Raw genomic sequence first — 21,748 nt, 5'->3', positions numbered from 1 at the left:
CCCGCTTAACCCTCCAGTCTTAATCTCTCTGCTCATCCTCGAATCTCATCAGCCGCTTTGGTCTGCTTCAGCCACCAGTTCGGCTTAACCGCGCCTGCGCCGGCATGCTGTTCAATGGCCTCCTCCGGCAACGGAAGCGGACGGCGGACGGCACTCGGTGCGCGCAGCTCCTCCCAGCTCTCCATGATGACATGCGCGTTCGTGCCTCCGTCTGCAAAACTGTTCAGCGCAGCGGTTCTGCGGCCCGGCCATTCGGCGCAATCCCTGCTGAAATAGAAAGGTGACGCTTCGATATCAAAGTGCTTCATCGGCCTTTGGCCGGACAAATACGGAACTTGCTCTCCATGATTCAGCATCAGCACCACCTTGATCAATCCGGCAATTCCTTCTGCACATAAAGGATGACCGATATTCGGCTTGACCGACCCGATGCCAAGCGGCACTCCGCCGTCCTTGCGGTACACGGCCTGAATTGCCTTCAGCTCCAGCAGATCGGTCACTACCGATCCGGAGCCGTTCGCCTCGATGTAACCGATCTCCTCCGGCCGCTTGCCGCTTCTGGCCAGCGCCTGGCGCATCACTTCCTTCTGTGCCTGCAGGTTCGGTACGGCAGGACCTGCCGTCCTCCCGTCATTGTTCACGGCGGTTCCTTTAATGACCGCGTAGATCCGGTCCCCGTCCTTAACCGCCTGCTCTACAGGCTTGAGCAGCACGACTCCCGCTCCTTCCGACAACACCACGCCCTGCGCGCGGCTGTCAAACACGTGAAAGTTCGGCTCCGGGCTTAAGATGCCCCGCTGCTGAAACAGCCGGTGTATCTTACTGGAGGTCAGCAGGCTGACTCCGCCGACAAGCGCACATTCGATTTCTCCGCTGCGCAAGGCCTGGACCGCCAGATTGAGGCCGACAAGCGCCGAAGAGCAGGCGGTATCCAGGACGAGACTCGGGCCGTGGAGATCGAAATACTGCGAAATGTTGGCGGCCAAATAATTCGACCCGACCGCCAGAATCGGATTCCGGGCTTGAAGCAGACTTGCTTCATCAGGATCATGCTTGCTGCGCGCACCGATGTATACGCCAACTGAACGCTCTTTGATCTCCTCCGGCGTATAGCCTGCATGATGCCATGCCTTGAGGCTTTCTTCGAGCAGCAGCAGTGCCTGCGGGTCCATCGCTTGCGCATCTTCATTCGATAAGCGGAATACAGAAGCCGGCATCGCCCGCGGCCGGCCGAGCAGACCGGCATAATACAGCTCCGGCCCCGGCCAGCGCCCCGCCGGAACAAGGCGGATGGCGGAGCTTCCCTCTGACAGCAGGCGCCAGTAGTCGTCCAGCGTCTCCGCTCCGGGAAAGCGGCAGGACAAGCCGATAACCGCGATATTCGGCGCATCCGTGCCCGAATCTATCATTCGGCCTGCGGCAGCAGTCTGCGGCAGCGGTCCTGATAACGGTACCGGCTGCCGCTTCAGAGCGGCAGCCGGTTGAACCGGGCGGGTGTCCCCTTGGCCCGGGAGCTCCATCGCCTCCCCGCTGTGTGCAGTGAACGAATCACCGTGATTGTCTGCAAGCCACGCCGATAAGGAATGGATGCTCGGGTGTTCATACAGGATTGACGGGTCCAGCTCAGTGCCGGCCTCCTGCTTAATGATTCGCAGCACCTGCGCCAGCATAATGGAATCCACGCCATATTCGGCAAAAGGCAGGTCGGGATCAAGCCGCAGCGGATCAAGCTTCAGCTCTTTCGCGAATACGCCTGTTACGAATGCCCCTACCGCCGGCAGCACACTTTCTGCATCCCGCTCTTCTTGCGGCACAGGCTTCCTTGCCTCAATCCGGGCGTCCCCCAGCTCACGCAGGCTGCGCAGCAGCAGCCTCTCCGGCTTCCAGCGCCGGGGATCGACCACGGCCGGCAGCACAACCGGTCCCAGGCCGCCGGACAAAATACGGTCCAGCATCAGTAAGCCCTCGGAATCCGTATGCGTAAGCATTCCCGTCTGTTCATAAGCACGGCTCTTAACCTCGCCGAGGCCCGTCTCCTTCCAGCTCGGCCACTGGATGCTGACCACCGGGCATTCCCCGCTCCATGCCTGTGCGGCGTAATCCATATACGCATTAGCCATCGCATAATCGCTCTGCCCCGCCGCCAGTGTCGGCACGATCGCTGACACCGACGAGAACAGCACAAAAAACTGCAGGGGCTCCTCTCTCATGCAGCGGTATAAGACATTAAGGCCCTTCACTTTCGGCGCCCACACCTCTTCCATCCTGCCGCCTGATTTGCAGATAAATGCCGGCGTGTCCAAATTGCCCAGTCCGGCGCAATGAAGCACGCCGCCGACCCCGCCCCAGGCCGCCTTCACCTCGCTTATGCAGCGGCGTACGGCCGCCTCGTCGGTCAAATCAAGGGCCAGCACCTTCACCTGAGCCCCTAGCGACTCCAGTTCGCGGACCATCCGTATTTTCTGCCCGGTCGGACTGGCCTCGTCCGCCGTATAGTCATCCCACTGTTCGCGGGGCGGAATGGCTTCGCGTCCTGTCAGCACCAGCCTGCGTACACCCCGGCTTCTGACAAAATGCTTCGCGCATAAGGCCCCAATGCCGCGGGTGCCTCCTGTAATCCATAGCGTATGCCCCTCCGGAAACGGGCCGGGCACCTCTTCTCCGCAATCCTTAGGCAGCTCAGCCAGGCTGGCGCGGTACCGCATCCCTTCTAGATAGCGTACCTCGGCATCTTCGCTGTCTGTCAGCAGCTCAGCCGCAATCGTCTCCGCCATAACGTGCCCCCCGCAATCCGGCGCGAAGTCGACGTGGCGAGAACGCAGGTGGCTGTATTCACTCTGCAGCATCCGGTATAAACCCGCCCGCATAGCCCCGGCCAGATTGACCGGGCCCTGCTTCTGCCCATGCGTTGCTTCCAGACCCGTGGTCACGCCCAGAAGCATCATGCCGTCACGCGTCCCTTGCTCTATCAGCCGCTGAAGCCAGGGAATCCAGCCATCCGGCTCGTCAGTCTGTTCTTTCCCACAGCCGGTCAAGTCGACGACGTATGAGTAGACATGCTCATCCAGCTCAGAGCGAAGCTCTTCGGAGCCCAGTATCCGGGCAGCTGGCAACTGCCGGGCAAGCCGGAGAGCAAGCGGTCTTGTCTCCTCCGTCGTGAGAATAGCCACAGCTCCGGACAGGCTGCAGATAGATGCTGGCGGTGAACACGGCTCCCACTGCTTTTGCAGCATCCGCATGCTCCGCTCGGCCGGTAGAGCCCCGCCATCACGGCGGGCAGACATAGGCGGCCATCCCTGTTGTCCAACTGCATGATCGTCTGGAACAGCCATTGAAGGCAGCCAGTACCGTTCCTTCGCGAACGGATAAGACGGCAAGCTGAGCCGTTTCGGAACATTGCTCCCATACAACTGTTTCCATTCAATACCGACGCCGTTTACCCAAAGCTGCGCGATTTTTTCCAGCTGTCCTTTGCTCAGCCACCGCTGCAGCAGCTCGCCGAAATCTTCATCCGCCCGGAATACGGAAGCCAGCTCGCTGCTTGGCTTGACCGCCCCCCGGAACACCGATGCAATATTCTCTTTCCCCTGCGCAATTTGTTCGAGCTGAAGGATCAGCTCCCGGCTGCTGCGGGCAACGCAAATCACGCGATCGTTCATCGGCTCGCGTCCCACTTGCAGTGTATAGGCTATAGCTTCAAGGTTCTCTGCATCCAGCCGGCCTGAACCTCCGGACTTTTCAACGGCGGGTGAAGCGTCTTCCTCTTCTATACCCGCCGTCCCTTCGGCAATCCGTTTCGCCACGGCGGCAGCCGAACGAAGCGCCAGGATCGTCTCGCTGCCGAGCTCTATGCCGAAGGCAGTCTTTAATTTATCGTGAAGCTGGATGAAATGGACCGGCTCCAGTCCGTATTCGGACCAGTCCTGCTCCGCATCGATGATTCCGTCCTTCATCTGAATGATGTCCGAGACGATGCTGCATACCCGGTGCTCAGCCGTTTCCAGAATAGCGGCGCCATGCTGCTTCCCGCCCGCTGCCGCCTTCTGTTCAGGCAAGGAGGCTTGCAGAAAAGCAGCCAGCTTGGCGGCATAAGCTTGCAGACGCTCCTTATTTTTGGCTGACAGCGGTATCAAATGTAGCCGTTCTCCCGGCTCAAGGCCTGCTGCGTTTACTGGCTTCACCATGTCCGGTTCCGGCATGTATTCTTCAAGGATGATATGGGCATTCGATCCGGTCGCCCCGAACGAGCTGATACCAGCGCGCCGCGGGAAGACCGTCTCCTTGCCGCCGATAACGGCCTTCGGCCGCTCCCAATGCTTCAATGTCCGCTGAATATAAAAAGGTGAGCCGGCAAAATCAATATACGGATTCGGCTCCTCCGCATGGAGTGAGGGCACCAGCTTCTCGTGGTACAGCTGCAAAATTACTTTGTGCAGCCCGCCGATGCCGGCTGCCGATTCCGCATGTCCGATATTGGACTTCACCGAACCGATTGAGCAAAACCCGGTGTCGGATGTGTAATCCCTGAACGCCTTGACAAGCCCTTGCATTTCAATCGGATCACCAAGTGACGTCCCCGTCCCGTGCGCCTCGATATAAGAGATAGTCCGCGCGTCGATGCCCGTTTTGTCCAGACATTCGCTGATCAATTCAGCCTGGCCGACCGGACTGGGCACTGTAATTCCGCTGACCGTACCTACGTGATTGATGACGCTGCCTTTAATAACAGCATAGATAGAGTCTCCGTCCCGGACCGCCTTCCAAAGAGGCTTGAGCAGCACGGCGCCGGCGCCTTCACTGGACACATATCCGTCCCCGCCCTCGCCGAATGTACGGCATCGGCCGTCGCTGGCATGCATATCCATCAGGCCGTAGGAGACGTATTTATTCGGATGCAGGGACAGATTCACACCCCCTGCCAATGCAACCTCACACTCTCCGTGCCGGATGCTCTCTGCCGCCAGATGAACCGCCGTCAGTGAAGAGGAGCATACTGTATCGATGGTCATGCTGGGACCGTGGAAATTGCAAAAATAAGAGACCCGGTTAGCAATCGGCGCAAAATTGAGCGACAAAGGAAACCTATTGCCCTTCGCCGCCTCTTCCGCTCCAAGCATCGCATAGTCCTTATGCATCACGCCGGCGAATACACCGACCGGCTGCCGCTTATGGCGGCCCCGGGGTTGAACGAGCGTACCCGGTGTATACCCCGCATCCTCAACCGTTTCCCAGCAGACTGTTAAAAACAAACGTTCCTGAGGATCCATCGTCTCCGCTTCCCTTGGGGAGATCCGGAAAAATTGCGGGTCAAAGCAATCCGGATCGTCGATGAAGCCGCCCCAGCGGGACACCGGCTTGCCCGAAGGCGAAACAATATCCTTATAGCTTTCCCATTGCCAGCGGGTGGACGGAACCTGGCGGATACTATCCTTGCCCGACTTCAAATTGTCCCAAAAGGCGGCTAGCCCGTCCGCATCGGGATACCTTCCGGCCATCCCGATAATAGCAATGTTACCGTCTGCACCGGCATCTGGCGACGGCAGGGCGTTCGCTGCCGCTTGTTCCCCGCCTTGCGGCTCGCCGGCGGACCTGAAGGACGGGATGTTTCCGTACGTATCCTTCCCGTACGCCTCCTTCTCGTACGCCTCCTTCCCGTACGTATCCTTCCTGCCAAAACGACCAGAATAGGCCGATGCCAAATAGTCGGCCAGCTGCACGGCCGTCGTATGCTCGAACAGCAGCGTTGGCGGCACAGCGTCTCCGATCTCATTTTCGATGGCATTCGCAATGGCAAGCAAGCCTGCCGAATCCAGACCCAGCTCATAATAGCCGGCATGGGGATTCAGCTCCTCTTCCGTCTTCTGCAGCTGTTCCGCCAGAAGCTTCCGCACGAGCTTCAGCGCTGCCGCAGCCCCCGCCGCATGGCTCTGCCGCTGTTGTCCGTCCGGGCGAGACTCCCCGATAATAATTTCCGCTCCTGTATTGTCTTGGCGAATCAGCTTCATTGTGAAGTTCGTCAGCTCAGCTACTTTACTCCCTTGATTATCGTAATAACTGATCGTCATCGACAGCAGCTCTCCCCTTTGTTGGACGGATGAAGAGAGTACCTTGGCGGAACAGCCGGTCTGCAGCAGTCCCGAAGCGCGGAACGATTCGTAAAATAACGGCAGCAGCAGACCTTTACCGGTCTGTAATCCACCCTTGAACAAGCCTCCGAGAATCCCGGCCCCGCTACCATCCAGGAGTACGGGATGGAACATAAATTTGTCCGCCGTCAGGAGCGCCTCCCCGCTGACAGCCGTTTCCATGATATAGGCTTCGTCTGTTTCCCATAACGTTCCCGCAGCTTTCATGAAACCGGTATGCAAGACTCCGCGCTGCGTCCACTCCTCGTACATCCTGCCCAGATCCCGGGAACGTGCCGGGGCCGACCTGTATTCGTCCGGATAGAGCTTATCGTTGAACAGTACCGGTCCGGTCCGGTGCATTTCTGCCGCTGCATATAAAATTTCCTCACCGGAGCATATTCCGCTGCGCCGGCTCTCGCCCCCGAAGCGTACCGCCCAGCGGCCTTCCGCGGTTTCCGTCACCTGGATGGTGAGCACAATATCCTCGCCGGGCCGGGCGGTCAATGGCTGATGGATGGACAGATTGCGCAGTTCAAGCTCGTTGAACCGGTATTTGTACTTCCGGAAGATTTGATACAGTATATCGATATAGGCCTGGCCTGGCAGAAGCGATTGTCCGCAGACCTGATGATGCCGAATCATCGGATTATTTTGATTAAAGACCAGCTGCTGCTTCATTCGTGATCCTCCTTTAGGCGTACGATTCCCAGATGATCGGTTCGCTCTCCGCTTCACCCGGCTGCGAATCGTCAGTCCCCTCAAGCCCGATGGTGACGCCCGGCCCTCCATCCGGCTCCATAGCCGGCAGCGGCAGCGGACGGCGGAGCGCATCCGGCCCGCGAAGCTCCTCCCAGCCTTCGAGGATGATATGCGCGTTCGTGCCTCCGTCCGCAAAACAGTTCAGCGCTGCGGTACGGGGACCCGCCCACTCCTGATGCTCCCTGCTGAAATAAAAAGGCGAAGCGCCGATATCGAAATGCTTCATCGGCGTATGGCCGGACAGGAACGGAATATACCCCCGGCGGTCCAGCATCAAGACAAGCTTAATCAAGCCGGCGATGCCTTCTGCACACAGCGGATGTCCAATGTTGGGCTTGGCAGACCCGATGCAAAGAGGCGGTCCGCCTGCCTTGCGGTACACGGCTTGGGTCGCCTTCAGCTCCAGCAGATCGTTCACCTCCGATCCTGACCCGTTCGCTTCGATGTAGCCGATCTCCTCCGGCTGCTTGCCGCTCCGGGCCAGTGCCTGGCGCATCACTTCTGTCTGCGCCGTATAATTCGGCGCGGCCGGTCCCGCTGTCCGTCCGTCATTGTTCACGGCAACTCCCTTAATGACCGCATAAATCCGGTCTCCGTCTATCAGCGCTTGCGCTACAGGCTTAAGCAGTACGATTCCTGCTCCTTCCGACAGCACCACGCCACTCGCTTTCCCGTCGAAGATATGGAATTGCGGCTCAGGACTCAGGATGCCGCGCTGCCGGAACAGCCGGTGCGATTTATCGGATACGAGCAGACTGACACCGCCGACAAGCGCGCATTCGATCTCGCCGGCAAGCAGTGCCTGTACCGCCACGTTCAAGCCGACGAGCGCCGACGAGCAGGCCGTATCCAAGACCACACTCGGACCCCGAAGGTCAAAATATTGCGAAATGTTAGCCGCCAAATAGTTCGTTCCGACCGCCAGAATCGGATTCCGGGCCTGGAGCAGGCTGGCTTCGTCCGGCTCATGCCGGCTCCGCGCGCCGATATAGACTCCGATGCTGCGCTCCTTGATCTCCTCCGGCACATAGCCTGCATGATGCCATGCCTTCAGGCTCTCCTCGAGCAGCAGCAGCGCTTGAGGGTCCATCGCGTTCGCGTCTTCCTCGGACAGGCGGAAATGTGAGGCAGGCATCGTGCGCGAACAGTCAAGCAGCCCTGCATAATCAGCTGCTCCACCCGTCCAGTTATCCCGGGTTACCGTTCGGATCGCCGACCTTCCTTCTGACAATAGCCGCCAGTAGCCGTCCGGTGTCTCCGCTCCCGGGAAACGGCAGGACAGGCCGATGACCGCGATATCGGCCGGCCCCGTTCCTGTCCTCACTGCCGTGGCAGGAACGGGGTCTGATTTTGGTTCGGGAGTCGGTTGAACCGGCTGCTTCTCCCGGCCGTTTAGCGTCGCTCCGAGAATACCCTTGTCCTTATCCGAAGCTTCTTCTTCCGGATTCGTTGCTGCCCCCAGGGAGAACGATGCGCCGTGTTTATCCGCCAGCCATTCCGACAGCAGGCGGATAGTCGGATATTCATATAGTACCGACGGGTCCAGATCAATGCCGGCCGACTGCCGTACGGTCCGCAGCACCTGGGCAAGCATTATGGAATCGACGCCGTATTCGGTGAACGGCGTATCGGGATCAAGCCGCGACTGTGCAAGCTTCAGTTCCTTCGCAAAGATGCCGGTCAAGAGTGCCGACGCGGAATACAGAAGGCCTTCTCTCCCGTCTTGTCCGTTATTATGGGCCGTCCCCTGCCGCACAGGCTGAGACTGCGGTTCCCCCTGCCCGCTCCCCAGGCTGCGCAGCAGCAGCTGTTCCGGCTTCCAGCGCTGCGGATCGATGACGGCCGGCAGCACGACCGGTCCAAGGCCCCGGGCTAGAATACGATCCAGCAGCCTTAAGCCTTCGTCATTCGTATGCGACAGCAGACCACTTTGCTGATAGATCCGGCTCTTCACTTCGCCTATGCCCGTTTCCTTCCAATTGGGCCATTGGACGCTGACAACCGGGATTTCCCCGCACCATGCCTGTGCCGCGTAATCCATATAAGCATTCGCCATTGCATAATCACTCTGTCCGGATGCAAGCGCCGGCACAATGGACGACACGGACGAGAACAGCATGAAGAACTGCAGCGGCTCGCTTTTCATGCAGCGGAGCAATACATCCAGCCCCGCTGTTTTTGGAGCCAGCACCTCCCGGATGCCGCTGCCTGATTTCCGGATAAACGCCGGCGTCTCCTGATCGACGATCCCGGCGCAATGAAGCACGCCGCCGATCCGGCCCCAGGCGGCTCTGACTTCATCGAAGCAGCGGCGCACCGCCTCCTCATCGGTCAGATCAAGGGACAGCACTTTCACCTCGGCCCCCAGTGCCTCGAGCTCTCTTACGGCCCGGATTTTCCGCCCGATCGCGCTGTCTGCGTCCGCCTCATATGCCTCCCACTGCTGACGGGGCGGAAATGCTTCCCGCCCCGTCAGCACCAGCCGCCTAACACCCCGGCGGTTGACGAAGTGCTTCGCACAGAGCGCCCCTATGCCTCGGGTGCCCCCGGTAATCCACAGCGTTTGCCCTTCCGGAAACGAGACGGGCGTAGCTTCTCCGATATCCATAGGCAGCTCACCCAAGCAGGCGCGGTACCGCGTCCCGCTTAGGTAGCGCACCTCGGCCTCCTCACTATCCGCCAGCAGCTCGGCGGCAATCGTCTCCGCCATAATAGGCTCGCCGCAATCCGGCCCGAAGTCGACATGCCGTGAACGAAGATGACTGTATTCGCTCTGCAGCATACGGTACAAGCCGGCCCGCACAGCACCCGGCAGATTGGCCGGGCCATCCTCCGCCTCCAGCCCCCGGGTTACGCCTATCAGCGTCATACCGTCCCGGCTCCCGAATTCGACCAGCCGCTGAAGCAGGGTTATCCAGTCTTCCGCCTCATCGCTCCGCTGCTTCCCGCAGCCAATTAAATCAATGAGTCCCGAATAGGCCGCTTGCTCCGGTGCGGGCTTGTCCAGCTCGCCGCACAGCTGCTCGGGGCCGATGATCCGGGCCGGAGCAAGCTTATGCGACAGCAGCAGCGCTAACGGCTTCGTCTCCTCCGACGCCAGAATGGCGACCGTTCCGCGGTTGCTGCCCGGCTCTGCCCGGAGAGGGCAAGGCTCCCATTCCTTCCTCAGCATCCGCAGACTGCGCCCGGCAGGCTCGTCTTCGCCATTACGCTCCGCCTCCTGCCGGTGCTGTTCCGCCGCCGCGATGTCCCCGGCACCTTGTACAGGCGGCAGCCAGTACCGTTCCTTCAGGAACGGATACGTCGGCAGGCTGATCCGCCGGGGCTTGCAGTCCCCATACCATGCGTCCCAGTCCGCCGCCGCCCCTTGCACCCACAGCTCAAGCGCCGGCTTAGCCTTCCTTTGCCGGATACAGCGGTTCATCAGGGGAGTCAGATCCTGCTCCAGCAGGCGCCGGTCGGTGAGTGCGCGGCCTGTAATCACACCGTCTCCCCCGCCAGCAGACAGGTAACTGTTCAATGCATCAATAACCGCTTTTCTGGAATCCGCCTGAAAAGCAAGCCGTACGTCCATTGCATCACGGCCAGTCTGCAGCGTATAGGCAACATCGGCCAAATCGATCTGCTCCCGGGAAGCGATCACAACAGCCAGGCTTCGGGCGTAGTCCGCCAGCTGCTCACCGCTTTTGGCCGACAGCACGAACAACGGCTGAACGCCCGTCCCGGCGGAAGGTCTCTTGTCGGTATATTCCTCAAGGACAAGATGGGCATTGGTTCCGCTGAAGCCAAACGAACTGACCGCAGTGCGGCGCGGCGCACCTTCGCGGCTCTCCCAGTCCTTCGTCTCCGTATTCACATAGAACGGCGAATCTTCGCAGGAATAATGCTCATTCGGCACCCGGTAGTGCAGCGTCGGGACGAGCTTCTTATGACGCATAAGCAGCACGGCCTTCTGGATGCCGGCGATGCCGGCTGCCCCGGATGTATGGCCAATATTGCTTTTCACGGAGCCGATAGCGCAATAGCCTTTACGGCTCGTTCGTTCCTTAAATACGGCCGATATTGCCTCAAGCTCGATCGGATCGCCCAGCTTGGTGCCGGTTCCGTGCATCTCCACATAACCGATGCTCTCCGGATCAATGCCGTACTTCTCATAGATATCCCGCACAAGCTCCATCTGGCTGCTCAAGCTCGGCGCGGTGATGCCGTTCGTTCTCCCGTCCTGATTGACGCCCGATCCGAGAATGACACCATGAATGGAGTCACCGTCCGCCTCTGCGTCTCCCAGCCGTTTCAGGACGATGGCGCCGACTCCTTCGCCGGGTACGAACCCGTTGGCGCTGTTATCGAAGGCTTTACACTGCCCGTCAGGTGAGAGCATGCCCGCATCGCACATTGAAACGTACGTTTCCGGGGTCAAATATAAGCTAACGCCGCCGGCCAGTGCCATGTCGATTTCCCGGTTCAATAACGCCTGGCAGGCCAGATGAACGGCAACAAGCGAGGAGGAGCAAGCCGTATCAATCGGAATCGCCGGCCCCTTCAGGTTCAGGTAATAGGCCAAGCGGGCGGCAGCTATGGCGTAGCTGCTTCCTGTCGTATGGGCAAAGCCAAAGCCGGAAGACATGTCCGCCTTTCCCCTCTCTCTGCACAGCGCCCCGTATTCGCTGCTCATGATGCCGAGATATAGACCGCACTTCATGCCGTCCAGCCGCTGCGGGCTATACCCGGCGTCCTCAAACGCCTTGTACCCTTCCTGCAAAAACAACCGGTGCTGCGGATCCATCCATTCCGCTTCCGTCGGCGATATATGAAAAAAGAGCGGATCGAAATCCGCAAAGTCTTCGAGCATTCCCAGCCACTTGGCATAAATTTTTCCTTTTTGAGGATGCGGATTGTAGTAGTTGCCCGTATTCCAGCGCGACGGGGGAATCTCCTTGACGGAATTCCTTCCCGCCGACAAATTGTCCCAATACTGCGGCAAATCGTCAGCCTCCGGATATTTGCCGGACATTCCGACAATCGCGATGGCTTCCCGGCCGGCAACCGTCCGGTCCGCAGGCTTATTCCGCCGCCCGTCTATGTTCGTATACGATTCGGCTGCGGCTGTCTGTCCTTTGCCGGATGCCAGAAGCGCCTTGGCTTCATCCGGCCGGATTTCCTTTCGCATCAGCGCCTGCAATATATGTTCCGCATTCATCGGCATTCCCTCTTTTGCCATAAATTCAATTCCCGAACAAGTTCATAATCCGGTCCCGCACTTCATCCTGAAAGAACGTCTTGGTGTGCATGTCAAGCTCCTGTTGCACAACTTCCGGAAGCTCCCTGCGCAAAGAAGCGGTCAAATGGTCTTTGAGCGTTATTAAGGATATTCTTGGTTTCTCCGCTAACTGTCTGGCTACGCCGTACGCATGCTCCAGCACTTCATTCCTTGGCAGTACAGGGAACGGAATACCTCTTCTCTGCAGCTCCGCGCCCCGATAGCTGCCTGCGCTGAGGAGCATTTCCTGCGCCAGGCTCATGCCCAGCTTACGGGGTACGATCAGCGTGGAGCCGAAGCCGGGCGTAAAGCCGTATTTCATAAAATTCGTATTGTATACGCTTTCCAAACTAAGAATGACTATATCTGAAAATAACCCGAGCACGAATCCTCCGCCAATTCCGTGACCCTGCATGGCGGATATCACCGGAATTTTGCAATTTAAGGCCAGGCTGTACACATCGAGATCGGTGAACCGGGCGCGGCCTTCATGAAGGCTTAGCAGTGACTCTCGGGTACCGCCGGAGGCGAAGTAGCTATCGTATCCGGTCAGAATGACCGCTTTGCCATCCGGATTGGCATCGATCTCCGCAAAGGCCGACCGCAGCCCGGCGATCAGCTCTCCGGAGAACATATTCCGGTTAGCACGGTCCTCCATCGTAATTTGGAAAATGCCTGCTTCCGCTTCATCCAGCCGAACGACCGAAGAGAACATTGCCATCAGTCCCCCCAGCTGTATTCACGGTGATAATCCCGGACCTGTACAAGCTCCAGCCGGCCTTTACCCCGCAGTGCCTGCCAAGCCTCCGGGATCAGCTGTGAATGGGGTTTCGCATTACGGGTTCCGAATTTGATCGCCTGCGTATCCCGCAATAGCTCATCGTATTCCGCCATTGACAGCGGATAACGTTCGCCCAGCGCCCGTTCGATGCCGAAACGCCGCTGCCGCCTCTGGCCTGCCGCCGTCACGACACCGCTATAAAACTCGGAGCAGCATCCCGAGCCGTAAGAGAAACAGCCGATTCGCCCCGGCGTCTCGAAGCTGCCCTGGTCGATGGTGCCGGCGAGAGACAGAAACAGCGTCGCCCCCATAATATTGCCTACCCGCTGGCAATAGCTGATTCCCGGCATGACACGCCGGAGGAAATCCTCCTCGATTTCAGCTTGACCCGCCTTCGCTTCCTTTCGCATCATGGTGCGGTGGGCACCCTTGACCATTCCGCCGAATGGCGTATGGCTGGCCAGATACTGGAACGTACTCCGGTAATCCGCGCCGATTACCCGCTTTTTGTATTCCTGGAACGTTTGCTGGCAGCAATCCAGGTAGGAGAGCAAGGATAGATCCACATCGCCCGCCTCCGTATCCGGAACAGGGCGGCAGGTATCCATCACTTCATATCCGTAATAACCGTTCGCTCCGATATCGGCTTCGAATACAGCCGGATTCTCGCCGACCAGCACCGCTGCTGCACCCGAGCCACCGCTCGGTTCAGCGAACGACCAGTCCGCCCCTTCGGCCTCGGCGGCGTCAGCTGCCGAGAACCGGGAGATGTCCGTCGCGATCACCAGCGCTTTGGCTCCGGGCGAGGTTTGCGACAATACGAAATTGACGGCCATCTGGAATCCTGCTGTACCGGAATAACAGGCCTGTTTGATTTCGAATAGCCGGCAGTTCCGGCTTAAACCCAGATAATGATGGATGTAGGTGCTGAGCGATTTGCCGAAATCGATGCCCGATTCCGTGCAAGTCACAAGCAGCTCTATCCGCCCGATCTCCTCCGGTGTCATATCATCGAGGAGCGGTTTGGCGGCGTTGACGCCGAACGTAACGGCATCCTCGTAGGGCATCGCCACCGTTTTTTCCTTCACCAGCAAATTCTCGAACCGGGAGGTGTCCAGGCTGCGGAATTTGGCCAGCTCGAGAACATCCAGGCTGGCTGACCCGCCGTACACATTCATCGCTTCGATTCCAACCGAGACCATCGTATCGCACTCCCATCGTTTATTTTGAAGCTCCCGTATAGCGAAGCTGCTGCAAGTAATGACCGGCTTGGCCGCTGTCGAGCGTCCCCGTGTATACCTTTTCCAATATCTCGTCGACCGACAGCTCGGCCTCAGCTGTGCCCGCGTTAGGCGGACCTTCCTTTTCTGCCTGCGTTTCCTGAACGTATTCCGCAAAATCATACAGCGTCGGATAGGCGTAGATTTGGGTTGCCGTTATTGCTGTACCGAACAGGCGGTTAACCGTCTGAATCCATTCCACGCCGATGACCGAATCCAGCCCCAAATCAACAAATTTCCGGGAAGGATCAATCTCTTCAGGCTTCATATACAAAGCTTCCGCCAAGCTTACAGCCAGCTGCTTCAGCAGATCGGACGGCCTTGCGGATGGAGCGGACACCGGCGGGTGAAGGACCCCTTCCTCCTTCGGCAGATCAGCAATACGCCCCTCGGATGACGGGGATATCAGCTGGACCAAATAGCTAGAAAAATCCCGTAGTGTCGGATACTCGTACACTTTCGTTGCCGGAATTTTCGTGCCGTACCGTTTGTTAAGGGTCTGAATCCATTCGACCCCGATAATGGAATCCAGCCCGAAATCAACGAACTTCCCGCCCGGGTCGATCTCGCTGCGCTTCATGTAGAGCGCCTCAGCCAAGCTAAGTGCCAGTTCTTCCTGTAACGCGTGCTCGTTACCGGCTTCGCGCAGGTCCGGCCTGCACTGCGGCTCCCTGCCGCTGGACGCTCCGGCGGCAGGGGGCAGCAATTCGGAGGAAGGCTTGAGCGAGATGAACGGTCTGGAACGGTCTGCCGCTTGTACTGTGCTCTTGGACCCGTATTCGGTTACGGGCCGCAACGCTGTTATCCCCCGCAGCTCCGAAACTTCCTGCGTGCGTGCTTCAGCCGGTGTAGCCGTCTGCGGCTCTACATGCGGCTTTGCCGCGGCCGGAGCGGAGTCCGCCGGATATGAACCGGACTCGTACCCAACCGGCGCAGTGTCCGGCGCTTTCGGCTGCTGATCCGAGGCCACTTTGCCCCTTCTGTCACCAATCCAATACCTCTCCCGCTGGAACGGGTAGGTCGGCAGTCCAATCCGGGGAACGGGAACGCCGGTGTACATCGCCTGCCAATCGAGATCGTAGCCTGCGGCGTACAGCTCCGCCAACGCATGAAGGCCGTTCTCCAGGGCCGCGCCCCGTACCGTTTCTATTTCCCTGATAATGCCCTGTCCCAGCTCTTCGAAGAGCGGTTGACGGCGGAATTTCCCATTCACACCAAGGTGCCCGGCACTGAAATACCCGCCCGAATCGCGTCCTTCAAGCAGCGCCTCAAGCTTATCCTTCATGACTTCCCCGCTCTGAACGACGAAGGCGGCCCGTGCCCCTGCGAAATGCTCCCTGCCGTTCAGCAATGCGGCGCATACTTCGGCGATCCGGTACGATCCTCCATTCCGTTCTAGCCATAGCAGTAAATCTCTCGCCCGGTTCTGTAACGCTTGCTCCGATTTAGCGGAGATGCACAGCAGTTCGTGTGAACGGTCCAGCGGGGACAGAATCTTTCGCTCCGGCGCTTCTTCCACCAGCACATGGGCATTCGTACCTCCGGACCCGAAGCTGCTGACGCCTCCCCTGCGCAGCGGATGACCATCCGGCAAAGGCCAGGACTGCTGCTCCGAGGCAACGAAGAAGGGGGACTGGTCCAGCGAGCAATGCGGATTCAGCACATGAAAATGCAGTGAAGCCGGAATACTCCGGTTCCGCATGCTGACCACAAGCTTAAGCAGCCCGGCGATCCCCGCAGCTCCCTCGAGATGTCCGATATTCGTCTTAATCGAGCCTAAACCGCAGTAAGGCTGCGGGGAATCCTCCGTTTTACCGCCGGACAGCCTGGTGAACGCCTCCTTCAAGCCGCCGATCTCCACCGGATCACCGAGCGAAGTGCCCGTTCCGTGCGCTTCGATATAGCCGACCGTTTCGGGAGCAAAGCCAGCCTTAAGAAGAGCGGCGGCTACCAGATCGGCCTGCTTGGCCGGATTCGGAACCGTAAGTCCGCTGGCCTGGCCTCCATGGTTAACAGCCGTGCCTTTGATAACGGCAAGGATGGTATCCTGATCCCGCAGCGCTTGATCAAGCGGCTTCAGCAGCACCATACCGGCTCCTTCCCCGCGCACGTATCCGTTCGCTTCGGCATCAAACGTGCGGCAGGCGCCGTCCTTCGACAGCATCCCCGCCTGGTAATAGGTGATGCTGTTGGCCGGGTGGCACATCAGATGGATGCCGCCCACAAGCGCCTGCCCGCATTCTCCATCAGTCATGGAACGTACGGCCTCATGTATGGCTACAAGCGAGCTGGAGCAGGCCGTATCGATCAACAGACTCGGACCATGCAGATTAAAATAATACGAAAGGCGGTTCGGCAGGGCCGCCATAGAAGCGCCGGGACCGTAGTAAACCTCGTGCTTATCCAGCAGCCTCTGATAATCAGAGCCGCTGGCCCCGATAAACACACCCGTATCGCTACCGGCCAGCTCCTTGGCCGGATAACCTGCGTGTTCGAAGCATTCCCAGGCAAGCTCAAGCAGCAGACGCTGCTGCGGGTCAATCCATTCGGCTTCCTTCGGGGAGATCCGGAAAAACGAAGGATCGAAGCCCGAAATATCGTCCAAAAAACCGCCCCTATCGATCCCCCTATGGGATTGAGCCGTATCGACGGAATCCGGCCACTCCCATCTGCCGTCCGGCATACGCCCGACGGCGTTTCTTCCTTCCTGCAGCAGCTCCCACAGTTCATCCAGATTGGACACGCCTCCGGGAAACCGGCAGGCGGCGGCAACGATAGCGATACCGTTATCCGGTGCCGCTTCGCCAATCCTGGCAGCAGCTTGACGCAGGTTCCCGCTATCCGTGCAATCCGGAGCATCAACGGGCTTCACAGCGGCAACCTCCTCTTCGGCTTGCGGCTCCTGAGGGACAGCCTGCTCCTCCAAGTAAGCAACGATGAGCTGCGGCGTATTATATTGAAAGAAAAAGGCCGGCTCCAATCGGACAGAATACTCGTGGCTGATCCGTTCGTTCAGCTCCAGCAGATCCGCCGAATCCAGTCCCATCTCCATCAAAGGCTGGTCCATGGAGAATTCTTGACCGCCCCCCAGGACGAGACCGATAACCTTCGTCACGTAGTCGCGGATCAAGCCGTTTCGGGATGGGACATTTCTGGCCGGCTGCGGCATCTGCACTGCGGGTAACGCTTTCACTTCTTCAGGCGAAGGCGATGCTGCATACTTAAGCTTCTGATGCCGGTGCTGCAAATCGTATTCGATCCAGACGCCTTGACCCTCGTTCGCGGTATCGAGCGGCCGGTAGCCCGGTATCAATTGCTTGATTCCCGCCCCATGCCATTCGTGAAATCTTAAATTCGGGTCCGCCGGGCTGCCATGCTCGTTGCGCAGCCGGATATAATCCTCCAGCGGGACCCCGGAATTCCGCGAGTAATTCTTGCACCGGGTAATGCCTGCTACGGTATGTACTCCGCTAATCAGGCTGCATCGCAGCAGCATAAATTCCAGCAGCTGGTCCCCCAAATTCCGGTGCTGCATCCCGGGCAGAATGTTCAGTCCAAGCAGCTGGACTACCGGTCCATTCTCCTCTTGCAGCTCTTCCAACCGGCCGAAGGAAGCCTGCCTCAGATGCCCGGATGCTCCAATTCTCTGGGAGTACACCGCTCCGGCTATTCTTCCATCCACTTCAAGGACAAGCTGACCCGCCGGGTCCTGCTCCCATCTGCTCCGGATGGAGGAGGGCGGTGTCCGAAGATCCGGCTCCCAGCATGCCTCCTCCAGCTCCTCTAGAGCCGGCATATCGTCCAGACGGGCATACCGGATTCTATAGTCTCTCCGTTCGAACCGGTTCAAGGTAATACGGCCGAAGGGCATCATCTTTGGGTATTTGCGGAAATAATTAGAATCCGGAAACAAGCCCGCCTCGGATGCGGCCATTAGAAACTGCTCTGCACTTACAAGAAGCTGCTGGGAGAAAGCGTGGTAGGCATCGAAATGCAAGCTTTCGCATTTGCTTATATAATCGCGTACAGTCCGCGTCTCCAGGCCGTGTACCTCCAGGATGATTATACCGTCCTTACCCATGACGGATGCCCAGCGCTCCAGATGCTCCACCAGGCTTTGAAACACGTCGGTTCCCGGAATTTCATTCCCTTCCGAGTCGGTATACGGCTGGTCGAAACGGACCCGCGAGCGGGCAGCGGCCGAGACCTGATCTGCCGGCGGCAGGTAGGGGCGGTCATGATCGAGAAACGAACGGACATGCAGAATATGCTCCGGGTCCCCGATCCCCAGCTCCCTCAAATCCCGGATCACCTGGGCCGGATCTCCAATATTGCCCTTGAGCACCAGATGCTCCGTCCCCTGCAGGGTCAGGCTTGTCGCGTCCAGCGCCTTCCCGTTATAATCGATGCCGATCAGCTTAAGCGGATATTCCTGCAAATGCCGGCCCCGGACCGTTTTGTCCCGGATGATGGCATGCATCTTCTTCAGCAGGGAGCCGTCCCCGCATCCCATGTCGGCGATATATTTCGGCTGCTCCACGAGCGGCTCACGGTTGAATATCGCCAGGACGATTTCCTCCATGTCGGAGAAATATTTCTCATGCTGAAATCCGCTGCCCACGACATTCAACGTCCGGTCGATATGCAGCTCATGCCCTTCCCCGTCATGTCCGAAGACCGCCCTGGAATCCCCGAACAGAATCTTGTCCATACTCATGAGCATCGGCCGGTAGGCGGCCATCGCCGCGGTAATGAAAATACGGTCTACCATAAAGCGGCCCGTATCAGTCAGGCAATCCTCTTCCTTAACTTGCGCCAGCCAGCCGTGATGTGAAAAGTAACGCTTAATCTCCTTACGGGCGCGCGCCCCTACGTTGTTCAGCAGCAGCGTGTTGCTTCCGTCTTGCCCATAGCTTAGCTGGCCGTTTTCTTTCAGTGCCAGGAGGAGCGGAATCACCAGCAAGCCGTCCATAAACCGGGCCATGACCGGGTTCTGCATATCCCACTGCCGCTCCGACCGCTCGATCCAATGCTCCAGTGTGAGCTTGGATGGGTTTCTTTTTAAATATGATTTCATCGGAAAAGACAACAGCGGCAAGCCTTCCTCCCGCATCTGTTCATGAACATCGGCCGAAGCCGTGCGGATATAAGCGTCCCCTTCGCTTCTCTCCACCCAATGCATCGATTCAAGCATGTTCAGCGCGATGCGTAAAAAACCCTTGTTGGCGTTCAGTTTCCCGGAAAGCTCCTGAAAAGAAACCGGGTCCGTCAAGGACAGCTCCGCGAAAAGTCCCTGCTTGCTGCATGCTGCAATGACGGGAATGGCTACATAGCCATTACTATAATCGTTCAATATCGTCAGCATAGATTATTCGTCCTCCCAAGGAAATTGTCCCTTCTCCACATAGCGGTAAATCTTCTCCAGATTCCGGGGGTCCGCGAAAATCTTCTCGTTAGCCGCCAAAGCTAACGGTTTGGATGTCGTCAATATCCCGCGCAGCTCGTTCATATAGGTTTTGTAATGCGCAATCGCGGGTTTCGGCAGCTTCTTGAGCCGGAGTAAATGCCTGCGGAGCAGCATTTCGCTGTCCGGGCCGTACCCGTCCACAATCCCCCACGCATGCGCTTCCTGTACCGGAATCGGCTTCGTTGTGAGGGTCATGTAATGAGCCTTCTGAAAGCCCGTCCGCCGAATGAGAAACGGTAATACGCAAGCAGGAAAAAGCCCGAACAGAAGCTCGGACAAGCTGAACTCCGCCTTCTCGTCTGCCAGCACGATATCGCAAGCGGCTGCGAAGCCTACCCCTCCGGCGTTCGCTTTGCCTCTGACATGGGCAATCGTAATGAATGGACCTGTCGCCAGCTTCTGCCACAGGGCATACAAAGGCTCCGGACGATTCCCCAGCGGCTCCCCCGCCGTCAGCTTCGCATGTATACCCTTGAAGTCAGCACCTGTGCAGAAAATACCGTCCATGCCTTCCAGTACAATGACCGACGCACTTTCCTCACATTGCGCCAGCGCGTGTGAGCATTCTTCGACCAACCGGTCGTTTATCGTATTGCCGGCTTCCGGACGGTACAGCTGAAGATAACAGACCTGCCCCTCAACCCGGACCTTAATCGTGTCATAGTTCATGAGGTCCACCTGTATTCCCGGTGATATTCCCGGATTTCCTCCAGAACAAGGCGTGCACTCCCGCTTGCAGACTTCAGTGCGCCGGGCAGTACTTCCGGATCAATCTTCAGATTGCGTGTGCCGAACCGAAGCGCGTTCGCAGGCTGGAACAACAATTCATATTCGTCAATCGATAGCGGATAACGCTCATCGAGCTGTTGGCCGATCATGAAACCGCGCTGAAGCTCCTGTCCCTTAGCTGAAGCAACTCCGCTAAAAAATTCGGAGCAGCAGCCGGAGCCGTAAGAGAAGCAGCCGATTCGGCCCGGCGTATCGAGACTTGCATGATCGATCGTACTCGCCAGCGAGAGCAGTGCAGTCGCGCCCATAATATTGCCTACCCGCTGGCAATACACCATACCGGGCCTAACCCGCCTTTGGAAGTCTGCTTCAATTTCAGGCGGCTTCGCCTGGGCCAGCTTCCGCATCATCGAACGGTGGGCGCCCTTCACCATTCCCCCGAAAGGGGTATGGAAAGCGAGATATTGAAAGGTCTCCCTGTAATCGGCTTCCGGCACCCTTTTTTTGTACTCCCGGAATGTCTGCTCGCAGCAGTCCAGATAAGACATCAAGGATAAGTCGGCATCGCCGGCTTCGCTGTCGGGAACCGGGCGGCAGCTGTCCATCACTTCATAGCCGTAATATCCGCTCGCCCCTACGTCGATCTGAAATACATACGGACGGGAGCTGACCAGCACAGCAACAGCGCCGGCCCCGGCACTCGGTTCGGCGAACGACCAATCAGCCGTCAGCACCTCCCCCGGCTCCACAGTCATGAAGCGGGAGATATCCGTCGCGACAACGAGCGCCTTCGCACCCGGTGATGCTTGGGACAGCACGAAGCTGATGGCCGTCTGCAGGCCCGCGATGCCTGAGTAGCAGGCCTGCTTGATCTCGAATAACCGGCAGTTCCGGTTCAGACCCAAATAATGATGTATATAGGTGCTAATCGACTTGCCGAAGTCGATGCCTGATTCCGTACAGGTGATAAGCAGTTCAATCCGATCCTTTGCTTCCGGCGGCAACGCATCAACTAGCGGCTTCGCCGCATTCACGCCGAAGGTGACCGGATCTTCGAACGGCAGCGCGACAGCCTTCTCTTTCATCATCAAATTGTCGAACCGGGTTGTATCCAATCCGCGATGCTTGGCCAGCTGCAGCACGTCCAGAAAGGCGGAGCCTCCATAGATATTCAACGCTTCAATTCCGACAGGCATTCTATTCCTCGCCCTCTCTGCTTTAAGTTTCTTCCTATCTGCTAAGACATATAGCCGTTTTCATTACGCTAGAGCCCGGTCGGGCAGCAGCGCATGACGAGCCCCATCCGTAACGCCTTACGCTTCCAAATCATACTTATGGTGACAG

The 21,748-nt window shown here is 58.4% G+C and carries 7 protein-coding genes; all 7 read right to left on the bottom strand.

The genetic code is table 11. The annotated features are described in order from the left end of the window. Positions 1-32 precede the first annotated feature (32 nt). Genes NSU01_RS12700 through NSU01_RS12670 form a run of 7 tightly spaced genes read right to left on the bottom strand, consistent with a single transcriptional unit; the run spans position 33 to position 21,600 of the window. Complete coding sequence (locus tag NSU01_RS12700; RefSeq protein WP_076244326.1) at positions 33-6,806, bottom strand: beta-ketoacyl synthase N-terminal-like domain-containing protein; 6,774 nt, start codon at positions 6,804-6,806, stop codon at positions 33-35. A 13-nt stretch (positions 6,807-6,819) separates the two neighbouring features. After that, positions 6,820-12,087 (bottom strand): SDR family oxidoreductase, encoded by a 5,268-nt coding sequence (locus NSU01_RS12695; RefSeq protein WP_076244324.1) that lies wholly within the window; start codon positions 12,085-12,087, stop codon positions 6,820-6,822. Between the two features lie 25 nt (positions 12,088-12,112). Beyond that, the gene (locus NSU01_RS12690; protein ID WP_042141021.1) at positions 12,113-12,862 is read right to left on the bottom strand and encodes a polyketide synthase; all 750 of its coding nucleotides are present in this window, start codon (positions 12,860-12,862) and stop codon (positions 12,113-12,115) included. Positions 12,863-12,867: 5 nt separating this feature from the next. Further along, positions 12,868-14,130, bottom strand: a complete 1,263-nt coding sequence (locus NSU01_RS12685; RefSeq protein ID WP_076244322.1) for a hydroxymethylglutaryl-CoA synthase family protein — start codon at positions 14,128-14,130, stop codon at positions 12,868-12,870. 19 nt (positions 14,131-14,149) lie between these two features. Beyond that, positions 14,150-19,573 carry a beta-ketoacyl synthase N-terminal-like domain-containing protein gene (locus NSU01_RS12680; RefSeq protein ID WP_076244320.1) on the bottom strand — a complete coding sequence of 1,808 codons (5,424 nt, stop codon included), beginning with the start codon at positions 19,571-19,573 and terminating at the stop codon, positions 14,150-14,152. Positions 19,574-19,576: 3 nt separating this feature from the next. Then, positions 19,577-20,344, bottom strand: a complete 768-nt coding sequence (locus NSU01_RS12675; RefSeq protein ID WP_042135868.1) for an enoyl-CoA hydratase/isomerase — start codon at positions 20,342-20,344, stop codon at positions 19,577-19,579. Beyond that, positions 20,341-21,600, bottom strand: coding sequence for a hydroxymethylglutaryl-CoA synthase family protein (locus NSU01_RS12670; RefSeq protein ID WP_076244318.1), 1,260 nt, complete (start codon positions 21,598-21,600; stop codon positions 20,341-20,343). The genes NSU01_RS12675 and NSU01_RS12670 overlap by 4 nt, the downstream gene beginning before the upstream one ends. Between the last annotated feature and the right edge of the window lie 148 nt (positions 21,601-21,748).

Origin of the sequence: Paenibacillus sp. FSL H8-0259 (assembly GCF_037963255.1) — a bacterium.
GTDB lineage: Bacteria > Bacillota > Bacilli > Paenibacillales > Paenibacillaceae > Paenibacillus_AQ > Paenibacillus_AQ phytohabitans.
This window is presented reverse-complemented; position numbering and strand designations above follow the sequence as displayed.